This is a genomic window from Allomesorhizobium camelthorni (genome assembly GCF_011045125.1).
Classification (GTDB): Bacteria; Pseudomonadota; Alphaproteobacteria; order Rhizobiales; family Rhizobiaceae; genus Allomesorhizobium; species Allomesorhizobium camelthorni.
Map to the genome: position 1 here is coordinate 38,676 of NZ_JAAKZF010000038.1, position 20,273 is coordinate 58,948.

16 protein-coding genes and 2 pseudogenes are annotated in these 20,273 nt (G+C 63.0%); 15 read left to right on the top strand and 3 right to left on the bottom strand.

What is annotated here, in order from left to right; translation table 11 throughout:
• Positions 1–6: 6 nt before the first annotated feature.
• Positions 7–708: a response regulator gene (locus tag G6N73_RS22200; protein WP_165031603.1), complete on the bottom strand. Its 702-nt coding sequence runs from the start codon at positions 706–708 to the stop codon at positions 7–9.
• A 370-nt stretch (positions 709–1,078) separates the two neighbouring features.
• Here G6N73_RS22200 and G6N73_RS22205 point away from each other — a divergent pair, with 370 nt between their 5' ends.
• Together G6N73_RS22205 and G6N73_RS22210 are read left to right on the top strand one after the other, a co-directional pair.
• A complete protein-coding gene (locus tag G6N73_RS22205) occupies positions 1,079–4,300 on the top strand; it encodes an ATP-binding protein (RefSeq protein WP_165031605.1) in 3,222 nt (1,073 codons plus the stop codon).
• Positions 4,297–5,004, top strand: coding sequence for a response regulator (locus G6N73_RS22210; protein ID WP_165031607.1), 708 nt, complete (start codon positions 4,297–4,299; stop codon positions 5,002–5,004). The genes G6N73_RS22205 and G6N73_RS22210 overlap by 4 nt, the downstream gene beginning before the upstream one ends.
• 108 nt (positions 5,005–5,112) lie before the next feature.
• Here G6N73_RS22210 and G6N73_RS22215 read toward each other — a convergent pair whose 3' ends face one another.
• Complete coding sequence (locus G6N73_RS22215) at positions 5,113–5,826, bottom strand: cation efflux transmembrane domain-containing protein (RefSeq protein WP_165031609.1); 714 nt, start codon at positions 5,824–5,826, stop codon at positions 5,113–5,115.
• Positions 5,827–6,156: 330 nt separating this feature from the next.
• On the opposite strand from G6N73_RS22215, the gene G6N73_RS38020 reads away from it, so the two are divergent.
• From G6N73_RS38020 to G6N73_RS22260, 10 genes and pseudogenes are all read left to right on the top strand, one after another.
• A complete protein-coding gene (locus tag G6N73_RS38020) occupies positions 6,157–9,027 on the top strand; it encodes a calcium-binding protein (protein ID WP_165031611.1) in 2,871 nt (956 codons plus the stop codon).
• A gap of 189 nt (positions 9,028–9,216) precedes the next feature.
• Positions 9,217–9,690 (top strand): carboxymuconolactone decarboxylase family protein, encoded by a 474-nt coding sequence (locus G6N73_RS22225; RefSeq protein ID WP_165031613.1) that lies wholly within the window; start codon positions 9,217–9,219, stop codon positions 9,688–9,690.
• The gene (locus G6N73_RS22230) at positions 9,690–10,547 is read left to right on the top strand and encodes a sigma-70 family RNA polymerase sigma factor (protein ID WP_165031614.1); all 858 of its coding nucleotides are present in this window, start codon (positions 9,690–9,692) and stop codon (positions 10,545–10,547) included. The genes G6N73_RS22225 and G6N73_RS22230 overlap by 1 nt, the downstream gene beginning before the upstream one ends.
• 57 nt (positions 10,548–10,604) lie before the next feature.
• Positions 10,605–10,807 (top strand): annotated as a pseudogene (locus G6N73_RS37095) (hypothetical protein); the annotation flags it as partial.
• 121 nt (positions 10,808–10,928) lie between these two features.
• Positions 10,929–12,884, top strand: a complete 1,956-nt coding sequence (locus G6N73_RS22235) for a DUF3604 domain-containing protein (RefSeq protein WP_165031615.1) — start codon at positions 10,929–10,931, stop codon at positions 12,882–12,884.
• Between the two features lie 43 nt (positions 12,885–12,927).
• Positions 12,928–13,461, top strand: a pseudogene (locus G6N73_RS22240) (DUF2092 domain-containing protein); the annotation flags it as partial.
• Positions 13,458–13,781, top strand: coding sequence for a hypothetical protein (locus G6N73_RS22245; RefSeq protein ID WP_165031617.1), 324 nt, complete (start codon positions 13,458–13,460; stop codon positions 13,779–13,781). The pseudogene G6N73_RS22240 and the gene G6N73_RS22245, both read left to right, overlap by 4 nt.
• Before the next feature lie 276 nt (positions 13,782–14,057).
• Entirely contained in the window at positions 14,058–14,714 is a 657-nt protein-coding gene (locus tag G6N73_RS22250) for a hypothetical protein (protein ID WP_165031618.1), read from the top strand.
• A 69-nt stretch (positions 14,715–14,783) separates the two neighbouring features.
• Entirely contained in the window at positions 14,784–15,629 is an 846-nt protein-coding gene (locus G6N73_RS22255) for a peptidyl-prolyl cis-trans isomerase (protein WP_246252406.1), read from the top strand.
• Positions 15,626–16,624 carry a HupE/UreJ family protein gene (locus G6N73_RS22260; protein WP_165031619.1) on the top strand — a complete coding sequence of 333 codons (999 nt, stop codon included), beginning with the start codon at positions 15,626–15,628 and terminating at the stop codon, positions 16,622–16,624. The genes G6N73_RS22255 and G6N73_RS22260 overlap by 4 nt, the downstream gene beginning before the upstream one ends.
• A 112-nt stretch (positions 16,625–16,736) precedes the next feature.
• Here G6N73_RS22260 and G6N73_RS22265 read toward each other — a convergent pair whose 3' ends face one another.
• Positions 16,737–18,020 carry a cystathionine gamma-synthase family protein gene (locus tag G6N73_RS22265; RefSeq protein ID WP_165031620.1) on the bottom strand — a complete coding sequence of 428 codons (1,284 nt, stop codon included), beginning with the start codon at positions 18,018–18,020 and terminating at the stop codon, positions 16,737–16,739.
• Between the two features lie 315 nt (positions 18,021–18,335).
• On the opposite strand from G6N73_RS22265, the gene G6N73_RS22270 reads away from it, so the two are divergent.
• From G6N73_RS22270 to G6N73_RS22280, 3 genes are all read left to right on the top strand, one after another.
• The gene (locus tag G6N73_RS22270; RefSeq protein ID WP_165031621.1) at positions 18,336–18,650 is read left to right on the top strand and encodes a hypothetical protein; all 315 of its coding nucleotides are present in this window, start codon (positions 18,336–18,338) and stop codon (positions 18,648–18,650) included.
• A 284-nt stretch (positions 18,651–18,934) separates the two neighbouring features.
• Positions 18,935–19,357 (top strand): CBS domain-containing protein, encoded by a 423-nt coding sequence (locus G6N73_RS22275; protein ID WP_165031623.1) that lies wholly within the window; start codon positions 18,935–18,937, stop codon positions 19,355–19,357.
• 664 nt (positions 19,358–20,021) lie between these two features.
• A partial coding sequence (locus G6N73_RS22280) for an NADH-quinone oxidoreductase subunit H (protein ID WP_165031625.1) occupies positions 20,022–20,273 on the top strand: 252 nt, incomplete at its 3' end.

Sequence of the window (20,273 nt, forward strand, 5' to 3'; positions counted from 1 at the left end):
GGTCGCTCAACGCTTCGGATAAAGATAACCCGCCCCGCGCATCGTCTTGATCAGTTCCGGCTTTGTCGGGTCCGTCTCCAGCCGGCGCCTAAGGCGGGTTATGCGACTGTCGATGCTGCGGTCAAAAGGCTCGTCGCTGCGCGGCGGGGCGAGATCAAGGATGTCGTCACGGGTCAGAACCCGGCCCGGATGTGTCGCGAAGACCGCGACGAGGTCGAGTTCCATCGGCGTGAGCGGGACAAGCGCTCCGTGCATATCGACCAGGCTTCTCGCATTCGGATCGAACACATAGCTGCCGAAAGCGAGGCAACCGGCCGCCAGCGCTGGAGCGCCAATCGCGATCTTCGGGCGGCGGCGACGCAAGACCGCTGCGATCCGGGCCTCAAGCTCGGTCAGTGCGAACGGCTTCGACAGATAATCGTCAGCGCCGACTTCCAGGCCCGCGACCCTGTCGAAGGCCGTATCGGCGCCGGTCAGCATCAGGATGCCGGCATCATGATGCTCGCGAAGCCACCGGGCCAGACTGAGGCCGTTTTCACCGGGCATATTGAGATCGAGGACGACGAGATCGGCTGAAGCGGCCGCCATCGCCTCGCGCAAGCCGACGCCGTCAAACGCCACGCGCAAACTGTGGCCCAGTGCCTGGAGGTAGTCCGCGATCATCGATGCGAGGTCTTTCTCGTCATCGACGACTATGATGTCGGCCATGCCGGCGTTTCCCCCGCAGTGTCGGCAACCCCTGATAGCACATCATTGCCGGAATCCGGCTTACCGGCAAGCATTCGGCCATGCCGCCCTTCAGCAACGCCGGCCACAAGCTGCAAAGGCGTCCCAATCCTTGAGTCTGCTCATCGACACAATTGAAACAATGAGCGTCGGAATGCCGGTGGAGCGGCATCGTCCCGAAACGTTCGGAGCGCCTGCTCGACCGGCTGCTGCCCGGTATTCAAGGGACGAGATGCACTCATCGGCTGATGATCGACGGGCCAGGCTTGACAGCGCCGTGGCCGCGGCGTCCCCTGCCCCGGGCAATGACGGCGCGGGGACGATGGCTGGCGCGTTTGCCGCCGGAGCCGCGATGTCGCCTTTCTCCAAACTCCCCCTGTCCCGGCGCTATGCGGTTGTCATCATCCTTTGCGCGTTACCGCTCGTCCTGCTTGTGGCGGGACTTGCCTTCTATCAGTTCGACGCCCATCGGCAGGCGGAACTGCAAGCCCTCGGCTCGGATATTTCCGAGGCGAAGCTTGTAGTCGACAGCGTTGTCAAGGAGGCGCTGGATCATGTCAGTCAGTTGAAGCAACAGGCTGGCGATCTCCTGGATGGAAACGTGCCGCCAAGCGATCCGGGGTTGCGCGCGCTTTTGAAGCCGTCGTTCCCGCCTGGCTCACAAGGCGCAGCGGAAGGGATGACGCTGGACGCGATCGCGGGAACGCCGCTGCAGCGCTGCCTCGGCAATATGTACCTTGTCGAAGACCGGCTTGCCGCAGCCGCCTCGGGCGAGGTGGAGATGGCCCTGGCGCTGTTCGAGCCCATGCGTCTCACCCATCTTGTGACGCCTTATCTCCGCTGGAGCTACTATTTCTCGGCAAGCGGAGCTTTCGTAGCCATTTCACCCTTCGTTGGGCGGGCGGAGATGGTCGAGGGCTTCGGGCACGGCTCGATCCGCGCAATGATCGACAGCTATCTGGCCTACGACGTCTATCTAGACGCGACGCCAGGTCGTAACCCATCGGGCTTGTCCTACTGGTCGCCTCCTTATCTCGACGCCGCCGGCGCAGGCTGGATGGTGTCGCATGCCACCCCGGTTTTCAACAGCGACAAGTTTGCAGGCATGGTCGGAACCGACCTGCTTTTATCGTTTCTGGACGAAACGCTGATGAAGCTGCCGCTGAGAGCAGGGCAGATCTGGATCGTCAGTTCAACGGGAGAGCTGATCGCGGACCGTTCAGGCACGCCTGCAACCGGCGAAGCCGTTCGCAAGCTGGCGGCCGTATTGCCTTCGGGATTCGGCGACATCGACGACATCTTGCCGACCATTCTGGAAACCGGACGGCACGATATGGCAGGCCACCGCCTTTTTTCGGCGGAAATCGCAGGAACGCCCTGGGCGCTCCTTCACGTCGTTTCCGACCGCGAGCTGAACGGCATCACCGCCGGGCGCATCGCTCCTTACGCCGTCATCCTGCTGGCCTTGCTGGCGTCGATTTTTGCGGCTCACTGGGTCCTTCGCCGGCAGTTTGTCCGTCCGGCAATCGCGCTGGTCGAGCACCTGCGCGCCGAAAGCGCGGGCGATACTCCGTCCGTCCCGATAATTCCCGCGCTGTGGCGGCCGTGGGCCGACCTCGTGTCGAGCATTTTTGATGAAAACCGGTCGACGATGGAGAAGCTTGCCTCCAGCGAAGCCAGCTATCGAAGCGTTGTCGAACTGCAAACCGAGTTTGTCGTGAGGATGACGCCGGACGGCTATCTGAGCTTCGTCAACGATGCGTACTGCCGTTATCATGGGAAATCCCGTGAGGAACTGCTGGACCCGTCCTGGTGCGAGCTGGATGTCCTTCCGCCTGACGAGCGGCGGCGATTTTCAGAGCATCTGGCCCGGCTGACACCGGAGGCGCCTGACGCCAGCATCGAATTGTACAACGCCATGCCTGACGGACGGCATGAATGGCTTGCCTGGAACGATCACGGAATTTTCGACGGCGAGAGCCGCCTGATCGAGGTCCAGTCCGTCGGCCGCGACATCACGGACCGCGTGCTGGCCGAGCAAGCGGGCCGAGAAACCGCCGCGGCCCTGGCCGAAAGCGAAGCGCAATTCCGCGCCATTGCCGAGGGTGTTCCGTTGGCGATTGTAATCACACTGCTTGAAAGCGCTGAGATCATGTTCGTAAACGAACGTGCGCATCAGATGCTGGGCCTTCAGGTCGAACAGAACGGGCAGACGGCAACCGCGGCCTGGGCGGACCTCTCTCGCCGCGACGAGCTTGTCCGGCGGTTGCTTGGGGAAGGCGTTGTCGATGCGTTCGAAGCCGAACAGATTCAACCTGACGGGAAACGGCTCAACACGCTTATTTCGGCGCGGCGGATCACGCATCAAGGCCGACCGGCAATACTGGCGGCAGTGACCGACATCACTCGCCAGCGGGAGGCCGAGGCCGAGATCACGCGACAGCGCGAAACCTTGTACCAGTCCGAAAAGCTTTCCGCGCTCGGGTCGCTGCTCGCCGGCGTCGCCCACGAGCTCAACAATCCGCTTTCGGTGGTCATCGGCTACAGTTCGATGCTCAAGGAATTTTCGACAGATGCCGCGACCGCGGGGCGGGCCGACAAGATCCATGCGGCGGCCGAGCGATGCTCCCGGATCGTCCGGACGTTCCTCGCCATGGCCCGGAAGAAGCCGCCGACGCGAGGTGCGGTGGACGTCAACGAGGTCGTCGCCGCTTCGCTGGAACTTGCCGCCTATGGTCTGCGCTCCGCGGGTATCGAAACGAGAACGGAGTTGCCGGAGGGTCTACCCTATGTCTGGGGTGACGCCGATCAGCTTCATCAGGTCATGACCAATCTCGTCGTAAATGCCCAGCAAGCCTTGCTGCTGGCGCCGCATCCGCGGCGGCTGACAATCACTTCGTCGGGTGACGCCGACGGCCTGCGTATCGTCGTCGCGGACAATGGACCCGGCATGCCGGAGAACGTCCGCTCACGCGTATTCGAACCGTTCTACACGACCAAGCCCGCCGGCGTTGGAACAGGAGTTGGATTGTCTGTTTGCCAGGCTATCGTGAGCGCCCATGACGGCAGCATCACGCTCGATACGGAGGAAGGCCGAGGCGCCCACTTCACGGTCTGGCTCCCGAGTGGGCCAGCCGATGCGGTTGTCGCTCCTGATACTGCCGTCAAGGCCGGCAACAGGACGCCCAACGCGCGAGTGCTGGTTGTCGACGACGACGCCGACATCGCGTCTATGATCGCGGAAATGCTGCGCAAAGACGGCCATGTCGTCACCATTGCCGAGGACGCGACCGCCGCGCTCGCAGCCGCCGGCGATGGCGGCATGGATTTGCTGATCAGCGATATCCGCATGCCCGGCCTGGACGGGCCTGGGTTGTATCGGGCACTCGGCGGTATTCGCCCCGGACTCGCAAATCGCGTGCTGTTCGTGACCGGCGACACGCTTGCGCCCGAGATCGACAGGTTCATCAGCGAGACGGGAGCGGCGGTGATCGAAAAGCCGCTCGATCCACAGGCCTTCCGCAGGCTGGTTCTGGAACGTCTGTCCGCCGTGCAGGAGGCTGAAAGCCGATGAGACAAAAGCTGCTGATCGTCGATGACGAAGCACCGCTGCGCGAAATGCTCGCCGAGTATCTCTCCGCCCACGGCTTCGATGTTCATGCCGTACCCGACGGCAAGGGTATGCGGGCCGAACTCGATCGCTCCGGGGCCGATCTCGTCGTCCTGGATGTCAATCTCGTCGGCGAAAGCGGGTATGATCTCGCGCGCGAAATTGCCGGGCGAAGTCGCGCCGGAATCCTGATGCTGACGGCAGTCGGCGACTTGCCGCACCGGCTCGAAGGACTGGCGGCCGGGGCCGACGACTATATGGCCAAGCCGTTCGAGCCGCGGGAACTTCTGGCTCGCGTCAGGAGCGTTCTCAGGCGATTGGGTGAGGTCGAGCCCGAGCCCGAAAACCATATCCGCCTCGGCCGGTGCACGTTTGATCTCGCCGGGCGCCGGATCATCGACGCCGAGGGAGCCGAAATCCCCCTGACCGCGATGGAATTTGAGCTCATATCGGTGTTCATCCGCCATCCGCGGCAGATTCTGTCGCGCGACCGGCTTTGCCAATTGGCGCATCACCGCGACCTGGAACCGGGCGATCGCAGTATCGACATCCGCATCACGCGGATACGAAAGAAGATCGAGGTCGATCCCGAAGAACCGTCTATCCTGCTGACCGTACGCGGCGAAGGGTATGTTTATGAGCCGGCGCAGACTGTCACGCGGCTTTGATGTGACGCAATCATCCGACTTCACACGGTAAGCTCCACTCGTGAGCAGGGACTGCCCGCGCTACCGCACGGAGGGAAAAACTCGCGCTGCGGGAGCAGCAGCTTGCGCTCAGATCTCCACGTCGGCGACCGCCTCGCGGCGGCGGCCAAGACCCGTTCGCAGCCCGCGTAAAGCGTCGCGAACGACCGGAGCGGTCCAGCGCGCCGTTGCCGATGCAATCAGCAGACCGGCGACCGGGTCGATGAAGCGGGCAATGAGCGTTCCCTCCAGAACGAGCGCCGCACCCAGGGACAGCGCAATCAACAGGTTCGAGGCTAGCTTGTCGGAGAAGAGGCATATCTGCGAACGGACAAGGGACGACGGCGCGCTGCGCCCGCGTTCCCGCCACCTGCGCAGTATCCACAAATTGATTGCCGCGTAGGCGAAATTGAGGGCCATGGCCAGAAAGACACCCGATCCCTGAGGCGCCATACCGCCGGCCATAATCCGCCGGACCGCGATCCACGCGACGACCGCCATCGACAGGCTCATGCAAAGCGCGGCAAGCGTGCAGGCGAGTGTCTCGGCCATAGCCGGTTCCGCTTGTGGAGAGATTGCGCCCGCACGTCCTGCGCGGCGGGCCACGATCCATGCCGTGACAAGGACGAGCATGTCCAAAACCGTCAGCACGAGATCGGCGCGGATCGTCAAAGAGGTTGAATTCGCGGCGGCGAACGCCGTCAGCAGGAGGCCGGGCGCGCCCACGAGGACCGCGATGCAGGCGGTGCGCGCGGCCTTGCTCTCGCCCTTGGGCGAGCTTTCCACATTGGGTTCGGTTTGCATGGCGCCAGAAATCTCCGTCGTTTTCTGGCGCCACCATTGGCGGAGGCTTGTTGCTCCGGTTTGCCGGTTTCCACGTCAAGGTTTCATTTGTGTCGTGCAGGCGAGCGAATTGATCTGACTGCTCGAATACGTCGCGTTCAAACAGAATGACGCGGCGCCGCGGCCTCCCGAGATCGCGTTCCGGCGTCGCGGTTATCGCCTGGCTTGCCGCATTGTCTGAAACATTGGCGGCCAAATCAGGCATTCGCCTGAAACAACGCGGCCGCAAAACCGCTCCATCGATCAACCGCCTTGGTCCACCGGGCCAGGAGCATCACTTGGAGCAGGACCATGGCCGTAACGACCGAATACAGTTTCGAAACCGCCACAGAAGAATTCACCGCGAACGGGTTTATTTCCGGCGACCAGTTTGGCGCCGAGATCATCGGCTTGTCAAATGGCGGATTCGCGGTCGTCTACGGATCAGAACTCGGCGGCCAGGGCCTGCCGCTGGTCACCTTCTATGATGCAAACTTCAGTCGGGTGGGCCACTTCACCATCCCCTACGAAGACAACTACATCTATATGCAAGGCGATCCCGAAATCATCGAGCTTTCGAACGGCAACGTCGCGGTCATTTGGGACGAAGGGGTGGGCGGCGCCAATACGGTTGTCGGCGCGATCGTGAACCCGCTAAACGGAAGTATCGTGCACTCCGAGTTCCAAGTATCCAATTTCAGTAGCGACGGCGATCCGGAAGCAACGGCGCTTGCCGGCGGCAACTGGGTGGTGGCGACGAGCAGCGGAGCGGCCGTCTATCTCCAGATAATGAATACGGAGGGCGAACAGGTCAGCGGTCAAATCACAATCAACACCTCGGCGAGCGATCAGTTCGATCCCGCGATCACGGCGCTTAACGACGGCGGCTTCGTTGTAACCTATACTGACGCTTTCTCGGGCAATGATGAAGTCTTCGCGCAGATCCACGACTTCAACGGTGACGTCAGGACGCCGGCGTTCCTGGTGGGCCCCGTGGGTGAGAACAACCAGTCGGCCGTAGCGGCCTTGCAGGACGGGGGATGGGCTGTGGTGTTTTCGGACAGCGGCTGGAGCGGCGACGGGCTCACCCTCCGGACTTTCGACTCGAACGGCGCCGCGCATAGCAACGTGCTCCGCGTCGACACCAATTCCGGTGCGGTCGAGCAGGATCCGGACATCACCGTCCTCGAAAACGGCTTCATCGTCGTCTCATGGACGCAACCCGCTGGCCTCGCCGGCACCAACATTTATGCCCGGCTGTTCGATCCGGATGGCGTTCCGATCGCGGTTAACGGGTCCACCGACGCATTCGCCATCACTTCATCCAGCACCAACGACCGCGACGTCTCCATCTCATCCTTCTTCAGCGGCGTGTTCGGGGCAGTCTGGACGGATTCGGAAAATGATGGAGACGGCGGGCAGATCACCGGCGAGGTCAACCAGATCACTCGCACGACAATCGGGGATGACAATGCCAACAATCTGGTTGGCGACGCGCTTTCCGACATCATGTCCGGCGCCGGCGACGCCGACATTCTTAGCGGCCTCGCCGGCAACGACAGTCTGTATGGCGATGCCGGCGACGACAAGCTTTACGGTGGTGCTGGAAACGACATTCTGATTGGCGGGCTCGGCGCCGACGTGCTCCACGGCGGAGATGGTTTCGATTATGCCAGCTATAGCGAAGCGGCGGCGGGAGTGACCGCCCGGCTCGACGCGCCTGGCCTCAACACCGGCGAGGCCGCCGGCGACACGTATAATACCATCGAGGGTCTGAGCGGCAGCAACTTCAACGATATTCTGGCCGGCAACGGGATCGCCAACACTTTGCTGGGCGGGGCCGGCAACGACACGCTTTACGGCGCGGCCGGCGACGACACGCTGGTCGGCGGGACCGGCAACGACACGCTGGTCGGCGGGGCCGGCAACGACACGCTGGTCGGCGGGGCCGGCAACGACACGCTGGTCGGCAGCGATGGCGGCAACATACTCAATGGCGGGCTCGGGGCGGACGTGTTCGACGGCGGCGGCGACTTCGACTATGCGAGCTATGCCGGCGCGACGGTGGGCTTGACGGCAGCGCTCGGCGCGCCCGGCTTCAACACCGGCGAGGCCCTCGGTGACATCTATAATTCCATCGAAGGCCTGATCGGCAGCGCCTTCAACGACGTGCTGGTCGGCAACGGGATTGCCAACACGCTGCTGGGCGGGGCCGGCAATGACACATTTGACGGCGGCGATGGCAACGACACGCTTGATGGCGGGGCGGGCGCGGACACCATGTTCGGCGGCGCCGGCGACGACATCTACATTGTCGCTGCGGCAGGCGACGTCACTACCGAGCATGCCGGCGAAGGCACCGACACGGTGCGCTCCTACATCGACTGGGTGCTGGCCAACAATGTCGAGCGGCTGGAACTGCAAGGCGCGGGCAATCTGAACGGTACCGGTAATGCTGACAACAACACGCTGGTCGGCAACTCCGGCAACAATTTGCTCAACGGCGGCGCCGGCAACGACTACATGCGCGGCGGCGCCGGCAACGACATCTATATCGTTGCGGCGGCCGGCGATGTGACCGCCGAAGATCCTGGCCAAGGCACGGACACCGTTCGCTCCTACATCAACTGGACGTTGACCAACAATGTCGAGCGGCTGGAACTACAGGGTTCCTCGAACCTCAACGGCACCGGCAACGGCTTGAACAACACGCTGGTCGGCAATTCAGGTAACAACAGCCTGAACGGCGGCGACGGCAACGACTACATCGTCGGTGGGGCCGGCAACGACACGCTTACCGGCGGCGCAGGGAACGATAGGCTGATCGGCGGCGCGGGCAGCGATATCCTCAACGGCGGCACGGGAAATGATACTTTCGACTTCGATCTGGTTTCCGACAGTCCGGCCGGCCCGGCGTCCCGCGACTCCATTGTCGGCGGCTTCAGCCATGGCTTCGATCATATCGATCTTGCGACCATCGACGCCAACACGCTCGCCGGCGGCAACCAGGCGTTCTCTTTCATCGGCAGCGCGGCCTTCTCCGGCGTCGCCGGCCAGCTTCGCTACTCGAACTATAACGGAACCGTCATCATCGACGCCGATCTGAACGGCGATTCAACGGCCGACATGCAGATCCTGGTCGCCGGCACCAACTTCATGACCGGCACCGACTTCATTCTCTGAGCCGCAACCGGGAAGGTTCACAGGATCAAACACAAAAGCCCGCGCCTCCGGGGAGACGCGGGCGAGCTTCGAGAAAGTTGCCGGACCGGCGCCAAGGGGTTGGCGGCGATGCGAAAAAAATCGGCGTGTATGTCACATTGGCAGATCCTGTCTCGTCATGATGTCGTAACCAACAGAAGGAAACGAACCATGACTGCCAAACTTGATCCCTTCGCCGCCGCCCCCTCGCTCATGAAGAGCTGGATGGGTACGTCGCTCGCCATCCATTCGAGCCTAGAACCTAGCCTCATCGGGCTTGTCGAGATCCGCGCATCCCAGATCAACGGCTGCGCCAACTGCCTCAACATGCATACAGTGGATGCCCGCAAGAAAGGCGAGACCGAACAGCGCATCTACCTGCTGTCGGCCTGGCGCGAGGCGCCTTGCTATAGCGACCGCGAACGCGCCGCGCTCGGCTGGACCGAGGCTCTGACGCGGCTCTCCGAAGGGCATACGCACCAAAGCGCCTATGAAGCCCTGAAGGGGGAGTTTTCGGAAGAGGAACAGGTGAAGCTCACGCTGATGATCAACATCATCAACGGCTGGAACCGGCTCGCGGTCGGCTTCGGGCTGTTCGTTGATCCGGCGGCCGCGAAGGCCATTCAGGCCAAGGTAGCGGCCTGATGCCGGAGGCCGGGCACGCGGACGCGGCGGCGAGCTTCGACCCGCTGCGTCCAAAGCTCATGCGCGTCGCCTACCGCATGCTGGGCTCCGTAGCCGACGCCGAGGACGTTGTACAGGAGGCCTTCATCCGCTGGATGGGGGCCGGCCGCAGCGAGGTGCGTGAGCCCGAGGCGTTCCTGCGCCGTACCGTCACGCGGCTCTGCCTCGATCAGCTCAAATCAGCGCGCCGCCAGCGCGAGACCTATGTCGGTCCCTGGCTTCCCGATCCCGTCGTGGAAGAGGAGGAAGAGGAAGACGTCACCTTGCCGCTGATGCTTGCGCTGGAGCGCCTTTCTCCGCTCGAGCGGGCGGCCTTCCTGCTGCACGATGTGTTCGGGCTGGGTTTCGAGGAAGTCGCGGCGAGCATCCAGCGTGACCCGGCTGCGTGCCGCCAACTCGCTGCCCGCGCACGCATTCATGTGCGCGAGGCGAGGCCTCGCTTCCAGGTGGAAAAACAACGAGGCATCGAGCTTGCCGGAGCATTCTTTGCCGCCTCGCGAAGCGGCGATATGAAGGCGCTCGGTGCGATGTTGGCGGCCGATGTCAGTGTCCATGCCGACGGTGGCGGCAAGCGTCCAGCGGCCATGCAGCCGATCTTCGGCTTTGATGCCGTGATGAAGGTGCACGAAAATCTGGCGGCCCTGTTCCGGAAGGATGGCTCGAAGCTCATCCGGACCGGATTCGTGAACGGACTACCCGGTTTCATCACGCTCGAGGCCGATGATGAACTGCAGACGACCGCGCTCGAAATCGAGGACGGGAAGGTTGTGGCAATCTATGTGATGCGGAACCCCGACAAGCTGAGGCATCTGCATTAGATTCAACCCGCTGGCAGATTCAACCCGCTGGCGTGTAACCGGGCGCTCTCAGGCAGAGGCAACGCGCTGTGTACACAATGCCATACCGAAACGGCTCCCGCGCGCTTTCCAGCTTCGATCCGAGCGGCGCGTTCGACACAGCTGCGCATACTCATCATCCCGACGGCTCGGCCGGTGCGCTTTGCATCAACTGTCACATGCCGAAGCGCACCTATATGAAAGTGGACCCGCGATGCGACCATTCCTTCGTGGTCCCTCGTCGTTCCATACGGCTGCGGCATCATCGCGGTCCGGGTGTCGACGCGGAGCGCCGTTGATCCAGATCAAAGAACAAGACGCGCTTGTCGACGAATGCTACCGTTGGCGGAAAGGGAGGAGACAATGAGGAAAATACGCGCAGCTTCGATTTTGGCTGGGGTCGCCGCCTTCGGTATTGCCGGGCCTGGGCTTGGGCGGCCAGCCGCCGCCCAAGAAACCACCGATGTCGGCACGCTGACGCCTGAAAAGGCCGGGAAAGCGCATCCGAGCAAGCCACTCTATTCGCCGTATGCGGGGCGCAACTTTCCGACCCGGCCGCTGTTCGGCGACACCCACCTCCACACCGGAGCCTCGTTCGACGCCGGCGCTTTCGGCGCGCGACTGACGCCTCGCGACGCCTACCGCTTCGCCCGCGGCGAGGAGATCACGGCGTCGAGCGGTCAACCGGTCAAGCTGTCGCGGCCACTCGATTTTCTCGTGGTGGCCGACCATTCGGATAACATGGGTATGTTTCCCGACCTCTTCGCCGGAAAGCCGGATGTCATCGCCGATCCGCAGGCGAAGACCTGGTACGAGGAGATCAAGGCCGGACAAGGCGGCAAGGCTGCACTCGAAATCATCTTTAGCTTCGGCAAGGGAACGCTGCCGAAGTCGATGATCTACGGGCCGGACACGCGCCCCTACAAGAACGCGTGGCAGGACACGGTGAAGGCGGCTGAGGAATACAACGACCCGGGCCGGTTCACCGCCTTCATCGGCTATGAATGGACGTCGAATACCGCCGGCAACAACCTGCACCGCAACGTCATCTTCCGCGACAACGCCGACAAGGCCGACCAGGTCGTGCCCTACACGACGCTGAAGCCGCTCGGCAGCGACAACCCGCGCGACTTGTGGAAGTGGATGCAGGCCTATGAGGACAAGACCGGCGGCAGCGTGCTGGCGATCGCGCATAACGGCAATCTGTCCAACGGGCGCATGTTTCCGCTGATCGAATCCTTCACCGACAAGCCGGTGGACACCGAATATGTCGAGCAGCGCGCCAGGTGGGAACGGCTCTACGAGACGACCCAGACCAAGGGCGACGGCGAGGCGCATCCGCTGCTGTCGCCGAACGACGAGTTCGCGGATTTCGAGACGTGGGATTTCGGCAACCTCGACGCCAGCGTGCCGAAAACGCCCGACATGCTGGAATTTGAATATACGCGCGCGGCGCTGAAGAACGGCCTCAAGCTCGAAGCCGGGCTTGGCACGAACCCCTACAAGTTCGGGCTGGTCGGCAGTTCCGACGCGCATACGGGCCTTGCGGCCATGGAAGAAGAAAACTTCTTCGGCAAGACAACGCCGCAGGAGCCAAGCCCGGAGCGTCTGACGGCGACGTTCGTCAAGGACGCCAAGACCAATATCACGGTGATGGACTGGGAGGTCGGCGCGTCGGGTTACGCCGCCGTCTGGGCGGCGGAGAACACCCGCGAGTCGCTGTGGGACGCCATGCAGCGCAAGGAGACTTACGGCACGACGGGACCGCGCATGGCCGTGCGCTTCTTCGGCGGCTGGGATTTCGAGCCGGCCGACGCCGAGACCCGCAATCCCGGCGCGATCGGCTACGGCAAGGGCGTGCCGATGGGCGGCGACCTGACGGCGGCGCCCGAAGGCAAGGCGCCGACGTTCCTGGTGGCGGCGCTGAAGGACCCGATCGGGGCCAATCTCGACCGCTACCAGATCGTCAAGGGCTGGCTCGACGATAAGGGCGAAACCCATGAGCAGGTCTACGATGTGGCGTGGGGCGGCGACCGCAAGCCTGGCGCCGACGGCAAGGTGCCGTCGGTCGGCAGCACGGTCGATATCGAGAACGCGACATGGACCAACACGATCGGCGCGCCGGAGCTGATCGCGGTGTGGAAGGACCCGGACTTCGATCCGAAGCTGAAGGCCTTCTATTACGGGCGCGTCATCGAAATCCCGACGCCGCGCTGGACGGCCTATGACGCCAAACGGTTCGGGACGAAGCCGCTGGAAGGCACGCGCATGACCGTCACCGAACGCGCCTATACTTCGCCCATCTGGTACACGCCGTAAAGGTCTTTACGCAAACGCGTGAGAACAAGGACGCCCGGACAAGGCGCGCATGACCCGGACCGGCGTGGTCGATGTCGAACTGACCTATGACGGAAAGACGGTGTCGGCGATCGGGAAGAACCTCAACGTCTATACGAAGATCCCCCTAGAGGGCTCGGTCGACGATATGATCGATACGCTCCGCTCCGCTTATGGCGTCGAAGCGCCGGCCGCCGACCTTCTGTCGGCCAACGCCTTCGCGATCATGATGGAGAACGTCACTGCGGGCAAGGACCTCGGAAGCGGTGTGATTGGTGGCGAGGTCTGCAACCACCTGGCCTTCCGCACCAAGGACACCGACTGGGAGATCTGGATCGCCGATGGCGACGCGCCCCGTCCCTGCCGTTTCACCATCACCAGCAGGATGATGGCCATGGCGCCTTCCTACACGGTACAGATTTCCGATTGGAAGGTCGGCGAGGGCGTAGCCGCTGACGATTTCCAGCTGGAGACGGGAGATGCCAAGGAAGTGAAGATTGAGGAGATGCCCGGGCTGGACGATGTCGCCGGCCTGCTTGAAGAAGGAGATGCACAATGAGGTCGTCCACCAAGGCAATAATCGCATCACTTGCGCTGTTGTTCGGCGGCTCGGACCTCCACATCGCCGACTGGCGGGTGGGCATGGGCTTCTTTAACCTGGTCTCCGATGCCGAAGCGCGCGTTGGGCGTCCGGCAACGCCGGGCAGCGTTGCGGGCGTCGCCCGCAGGACCACGCGCTGCGTGATCCGCCGCGGCGCCTATATCGGCGCCATTCCCACAGGCTGTCCGTACGGCAGCTACTACGGCTACAATCTCTACTACTGCGGTGGCGTCTATTATCAGAAGTCGGGCGGCGGATATGTCGTCGTCTATTTCTAAGCAATGATGCTTGGAAGCATTGCGAGGGAGCCGCCTGCGTGTTGTGGGTCGCGACCGGGCAATAGCGCCGGAAGCGGCGGCGAGCGACTCAACGCTGGAGGACGAGCGATGGACCCGGCCAGATATTTTGAAAGATAGTTCCAGAGCTACTGCGATTCGGAGCGTTCGCAATGGCTGAAAGAGTCCATGAAGGCCGAATTCAGGATGGCGGCCCTACGAAGCCTTCAACGAGGGCATGTCTTTCGAGAAGAACGGAGGATGAAGACGATCTCGCCAATGACTGATCTTGGTTCACCCAGTTCGGTGAAACAATCGCAGCCGGTTCGCCATGCCGGCGCCGCCGCCTTGGCAATCGGCATGGCGGTCGGCGTTGCGTCCGCAGCTTCGGCATGCGGCTACGACAACCCGCAGGCCTTCGCGCTCGGCACGCTCAACTGGGCCTACCCGAACGCGCTTTATGTGCGCACGGCGGTCTGGCAGGCCGAGAACACAGGCTTGCTGCCGCCGCGAGGCCAGCCCCGGGCGCCGGGACCGCTCGCATTCTACCGCGCCGCCGCGGTCATGAAGCAGCTTGGTGCGAGGCTGGCGGAGGCGAAGCTGGCCGAAACCGGCGTGGCCATGTCGGTCGTGCTCATCCCGCAGGTCATGTGGACGCGCTTCGAGGCCGGCCCGGAAGGCGTCTACGCCAAGAGCCATGCCGACGGGCCGGCCGGCGGCGACGTCGTGATCGTCACCAACGAGAAGGTCGTTCGGGCGCTGCTGGGCGGCCGATTGAACGCGGCCGCGGCCGAGGATTATGGGCTGCTGCGCCTTTACGGCGGCCAGGAGAAGACCGCGAGCATACGGTCCGTCATGGCGAGAGCGACCCAGGCAAGTCCGGCGGCGCCACAACAGGCGCCGAGCGTCGAGCCGACCATCCGGGGTGGCACGTGAACGAGCCTTCGCCGATGAGCCACGACGCCTGAAACCAGCCCCCAACCTTCCGCCCTGGACGCATGACCGATGCTGAAATCGCTGTTGAAGGAACCGCTCCTCCACTTCCTGCTGCTCGCGCTGGCGATCTTCGCGGTGCACGGGCTGGTCGGCGCCGACGCGGACGAGAAGACGGACAGCATCGTCGTCACGGCGGCGAAGATCGAGCAGATGACGACGCTGTTCGCCAGGACCTGGCAGCGTCCGCCCACGCCGGAAGAACTCAAGGGCATGATCGACGATCATGTGAAGGAGGAAATCCTCGTCCGCCAGGCGCTGGCGCTCGGGCTCGACAAGGACGACACGGTCGTGCGCCGGCGCCTTCGCCAAAAGATGGAGTTCCTCGCTGACACCGACATGCCGGCGCCGACCGACGCAGAGCTTGACGCCTACCTGAAAGCCAATCCGGATGCGTTCGAGATCGACCCGATGCTGGCCTTCGAGCACATTTTTCTCAATCCCGAGCAGCATGGGGATCGAATGGAACGGGACGCGGCCGCAATTCTGGAAGCTCTGAGCAGGCCCGAGACCGACCCCGCCTCGCTCGGCGACGTAACACTGCTTCCGCCCGGGCTTCCGCTCTCCGGCAAGACATCGATCGGCCAGACCTTCGGCGCCGATTTCGCGGAAGAGCTCGACAAGGCCCCCGTGGGCCGGTGGACGGGTCCCGTCGCCAGCGGCTTCGGCCTTCACCTGATCCGTGTGTCGGAACGTATGCCGGGCCGGGTGCCGGCGCTCGACGAGGTGCGCGACGCGGTGGCGCGGGAGTGGACGAATGCCAAACGCGCCCAACTCGAGGACCAGCGCTTCGCCGAACTCCTCAAGCGCTATGTGGTGAGCATCGAGAGCCTGGACGACATGGAAGTCAGCCAGTGACGCGGCTTGGCGCCTTGCTGGCCGTGCTCATCACGGTGTTCCTGGCCGCACCTGGGATGGCCCACGAGATCCGGCCGGCCTATCTCGATATGCGCGAAACGGCGCCCGACGAATTCGCTGTCGTATGGAAGGTTCCGGCGCAGGGCGAGATGCGCCTCGGGCTCAATGCCCGCCTGCCCGCCTCGTGCGCGGCGAAAACCGAGCCGGCGCGCTCGATCGAGGCGGGAGCCTATCTGGAGCGATGGACGGTGGCCTGCGCGGGCGGACTGAAGGGCCTTGAGATCGGCGTTGGCGGGCTCGGCACGACTATGACCGATGCGCTGGTGCGCATCCAGTACGCGACGGGCGACACCGAGGTCGCGCGCTTGCTGCCGGAGGCGCCGGCCTTCGTCGCGGCCGGAACGCAGACCGGGCTCGAGGTGGCGCAAACCTATTTCCTACTCGGCGTAGACCACATCCTGTCGGGCCTCGACCACCTGCTGTTCGTGCTGGCGCTGATGCTGCTGATCCGCGACCGCTGGATGCTGGTCAAGACCATCACCGCCTTCACCGTCGCGCACAGCATCACGCTGGCTGGCGCATCGCTCGGCTATTTCAGCCTGCCGCAGGCCCCGGTGGAGGCGACCATCGCGCTCAGCATCGCCTTCGTCGCCAGCGAGCTCGTCAAGGCAAAGCCCGACGAGCGGCGGCTGTCCGAGAGCTATCCGTGGGTGGTGGCCTTCGCGTTCGGTCTGCTGCACGGCTTCGGCTTCGCCGGCGCGCTGAAGGAGATCGGCCTGCCGCAATCCGACGCGCCGCTCAGCCTGCTGACATTCAACCTCGGCGTCGAGGCGGGACAGCTGATCTTCGTCGCCGCGGCGCTCGTCCTGCTCAAGGCAGCGGACGCACTGGTCAGGATACCGCCCGCGCCGGCGCGGCTGATTGGCGCCTACGCGATCGGCACGGCCGCGATGCTGTGGCTCATTCCCCGGATCGCCGGCATGGCGGCGGCCTGACCAAGTCCGATCAGCTTACGTGGGCAACGGGGTCCAGATGTGGACAGAACAGGCTCGTGGCCGGATGGCCCAGATCGCCGAGAGGCGCCATCTGCCCCTTTTCACGGCATTTTCAGGCGACGGCCAGGGCCTGGGTGAGATCGGCGACAAGGTCGTCGGGGTGCTCGACGCCAATCGACAGCCTTATGGTCGACTCAAGAACTCCGATCCGTTCCCGAACGTCTTTGGGCACACCCGAATGGGTCATGGCGGCAGGATGGCTAGCCAGCGATTCCGTGCCGCCAAGGCTGACGGCAAGCTTCAATATCTGAAGGGCGTTGAGAAACGCGAACGCCGCGGCCTGACCCCCGCGAATGTCGAACGAGAACGTCGATCCGGCACCCGTGCATTGCGTCCTGAATACGCTTGCGGCCGGAGTGTCGTCGCCGAGGAACGGCAGATAGGCCACCCTTGCGACCTTCGGGTGCTCGGCCAGGAATTCAGCGACGATGCGGGCATTGGCGTTGGCTTTCTCCATGCGAATGCTCAGCGTTTCCAGCGAGCGGCCGAGCATCCAGCACGAGTGCGGATCGAGCTGCGTGCCGATCGCCCCCCTAAGCGCCTTGATCGATTTGGTGACGGCCTTGCTTCCAAGTGCCGCGCCGGCGATCAAATCGGAATGGCCGCCGACATATTTGGTCAGGGAATAGACGGAAACGTCGACGCCGTGTTCAAGCGGACGCTGAAACACCGGTCCGAGCAAAGTATTGTCGCACATGACGACCGGGCGCTGGCCCTGTTTGGCGGCGATCTCGTCGGCGATGCGGCCGACCGCCATGAAATCGACTAACGAGTTGGTCGGGTTGGAAGGCGTTTCGATGAAGATGACCGATACGCGGCCTTTCCTGCAACCTTCATCGGCCGCCGTGCGAATGGCTGACTCATCGACACCATCGGCGAAACCCACAGCACCGACGCGAAAATTAGCCAAGGTCTTGGCAAACAGAGTTTCGGTGCCGCCATAAAGCGGCTGCGAATGCACGATGGCGTCACCCGGACGGGCGAAGGCAAGCAAGGTGGTGGCGATGGCCGACATGCCGGACGAGAACAGGATGCAGGCCTCGGCCCCTTCGTAAATTGCTAGGCGGTCCTCGACGATTTCGCTGTTGGGATGATTGAAGCGCGAATAGACCAGCCCGGCTCCGGTTCCGCTCGGCGGTTCCTTGCGGCCGGAGACGAAATCGAAGAAATCGCGCCCCTCTTCGGCAGATCTGAACACGAACGTCGAGGTGAGGAACACCGGCGGCTTCACCGCCCCTTCTGATAGCTGAGGGTCGAAGCCGTAGCTCAGCATCAACGTTTCAGGATGCAGTCGATGGTTTCCGATATGCGTCTTGGACGGGCGTGGGGCAGTCATGACGATCCTCCGGTCAGGTTTTTCAGACCAAAATTAGAGGAAGAACCAACACCAGTCCTTGCCAATTTTTGTGCAATGACTTCCGACGAAGATCTGGCTAAGGCCATTTCGGAGGTCGCGATACGGACGGGTTGCTCCGTCGTACTCGATGAGCAGGCCGGCGCCGATACTCTCAAGGGCATCTTACTTCCCTAATCTGCCGTAGCCAGCGGAAAGAGATGGCCCGGCCACGTTTCCGCAACTCGCGTGCCTGGCCTACGTCGCCATGCCGGCCGGGCCGATGCGTTCCGACAAACCGACGGAGATGACTGGTTCTTGGGTGAGGGCACCGACACAGTGCGATCCTGCATCAACTGGACTCTCGCTGCGAAGGTCGAGCGACTGGGACTCGAAGGCAGCGCTACCAATGGTACCGGCAATGCATTGAACAACACCCTGGTCGGCAACAGCCTCAACAATGTACTCAACGGCGGCGCGGGCGAACTGGGCGTTGGGTGCCGATGTCGAGCGGCTCGAGTTGCAGGGGCGGGCAATCTGAACGAAACCGGCAACGCACGCGCCAATACTCTGGTCGGCAACGCGGCGTCCAACAGCCTGAGCGGAGACGATGGGCGAGGCGATCTCATTTGAGAGCCCGGAGTCTGGCGCTGCAAGCACACAAGGTCGTGAACAGATTGAGACGCCTCGCCTTCCTGACCCACTATGCGGCGGTCTCGCGCCGACTGCGAAGCGAAGCGAGTGAAGGAGGGTGCTCGGATCTTGCGCCCTCAGCGTACTCGTCGATGGTCAGCACCAGTGTCGGCGAGCTTCCACATGCTTCCAGAAAGTGGGGCTGGACGATGACCTCTGGCAGCCAAACCCCGTCCGCGGTAAGCTGAACGCAGCGAGGAGGCAACCAGCAAGGGAGGTCCGCTATGAAAGTCAAAGACGCAATGCACAAGGGCGTCGACTGGGTCAGCCCCGAAACCCCTGTCACCGAACTAGCGAAATTGATGCGAGACCAGGATATCGGCTCGATTCCCATCGGAGAGAACGACCGGCTGGTCGGAATGGTGACCGACCGCGACATCGTCTGCAACGGTTTGGCGGAGGACGGTTTCGACAGCCGTACCGCGACGGCGCGCGATGTCATGACTGCCGGCATTCACTGCTGCCGCGAAGACGACGATCTGGCCAAGGCCGTACGTCACATGGAGGAACTGAAAATCCGCAGGTTGCCGGTGATCAACAAGAATATGCGGATGGTCGGAATCCTCAGTGTGGGCGACATCGGTCAATCGGCGCCGATCGAACAGGTGTCCGAATACATCAAGAGCGTTTCCGCCCATCACCACTGAAAGGGTGGCTCGCCCGGCGGATAGTCGATACCCGTCGGGCTTCGACTCCGACGATTGCGGAAACTAACCGCAACTGCCGGCTGCATCCTTGGAAATGCCGCGCGTGAAGGACGAGGTAATACTGCACCTGTACGCTGCTTTGGGTCGTTGGTGATCATAGCGGCAGCGGCATTGAAGAGTGCGCGCCCAGAGTCCGATGTCCGCACCCCTCAAACGACCGTTTCGAGCCGGCTGAACCGAACCGGAATGAATTTCCGAGTCTTGAGTCGCCCTGCCGCATCCTTGTCGATGACGGTCAGCAACTGCGCGCGGCTGGACAACGGAACAGGCCAGCCGACGGGTGTCTGAAGCAATCGGGAGAATGATTGTGGAGCCAGGCTCCCTTACGAGGCGCGCAGGGAGCGGCTAACAGGCGACATCCCATCACACCCTCCGCCAATCCGAATTTCGCGGATCCCACAGCGGTCGTGAACTTCATCGTTGGACTGATGAGTCCGGGCACATCATAGCAGCGCCCACAAGATCGTGATATCATTTTATAAGGTGCGTCGCTGTTGGCAAACTGCCGTTCCCGCACAGCCTGACAACTGCGCAAGTGCTCAGTGTATGGCCGGAGCCAAGTCCGGTCTTCAGTCGCAACCCGTTGAACAGGTAGCTGCGGATCATGGAACTTGTCGTCGCCCTTGGCCTGATCGTCTTCAAGGTCGCGTTGCTGATCGCGGTCCTGCTGCTGCTACCCTTGCCGCTGACCTGGCTGGAACGCAAGATCGCCGGGCACATGCAGCAGCGGATGGGGCCGATGCGTGTGGGGTGGCACGGGCTGCTGCAGCCCGTGGCGGACGGAATCAAGCTCTTAACCAAAGAGGACCACATCCCGGCCGAGGCCGACCGCTTCCTGTTCAAACTTGCGCCGATC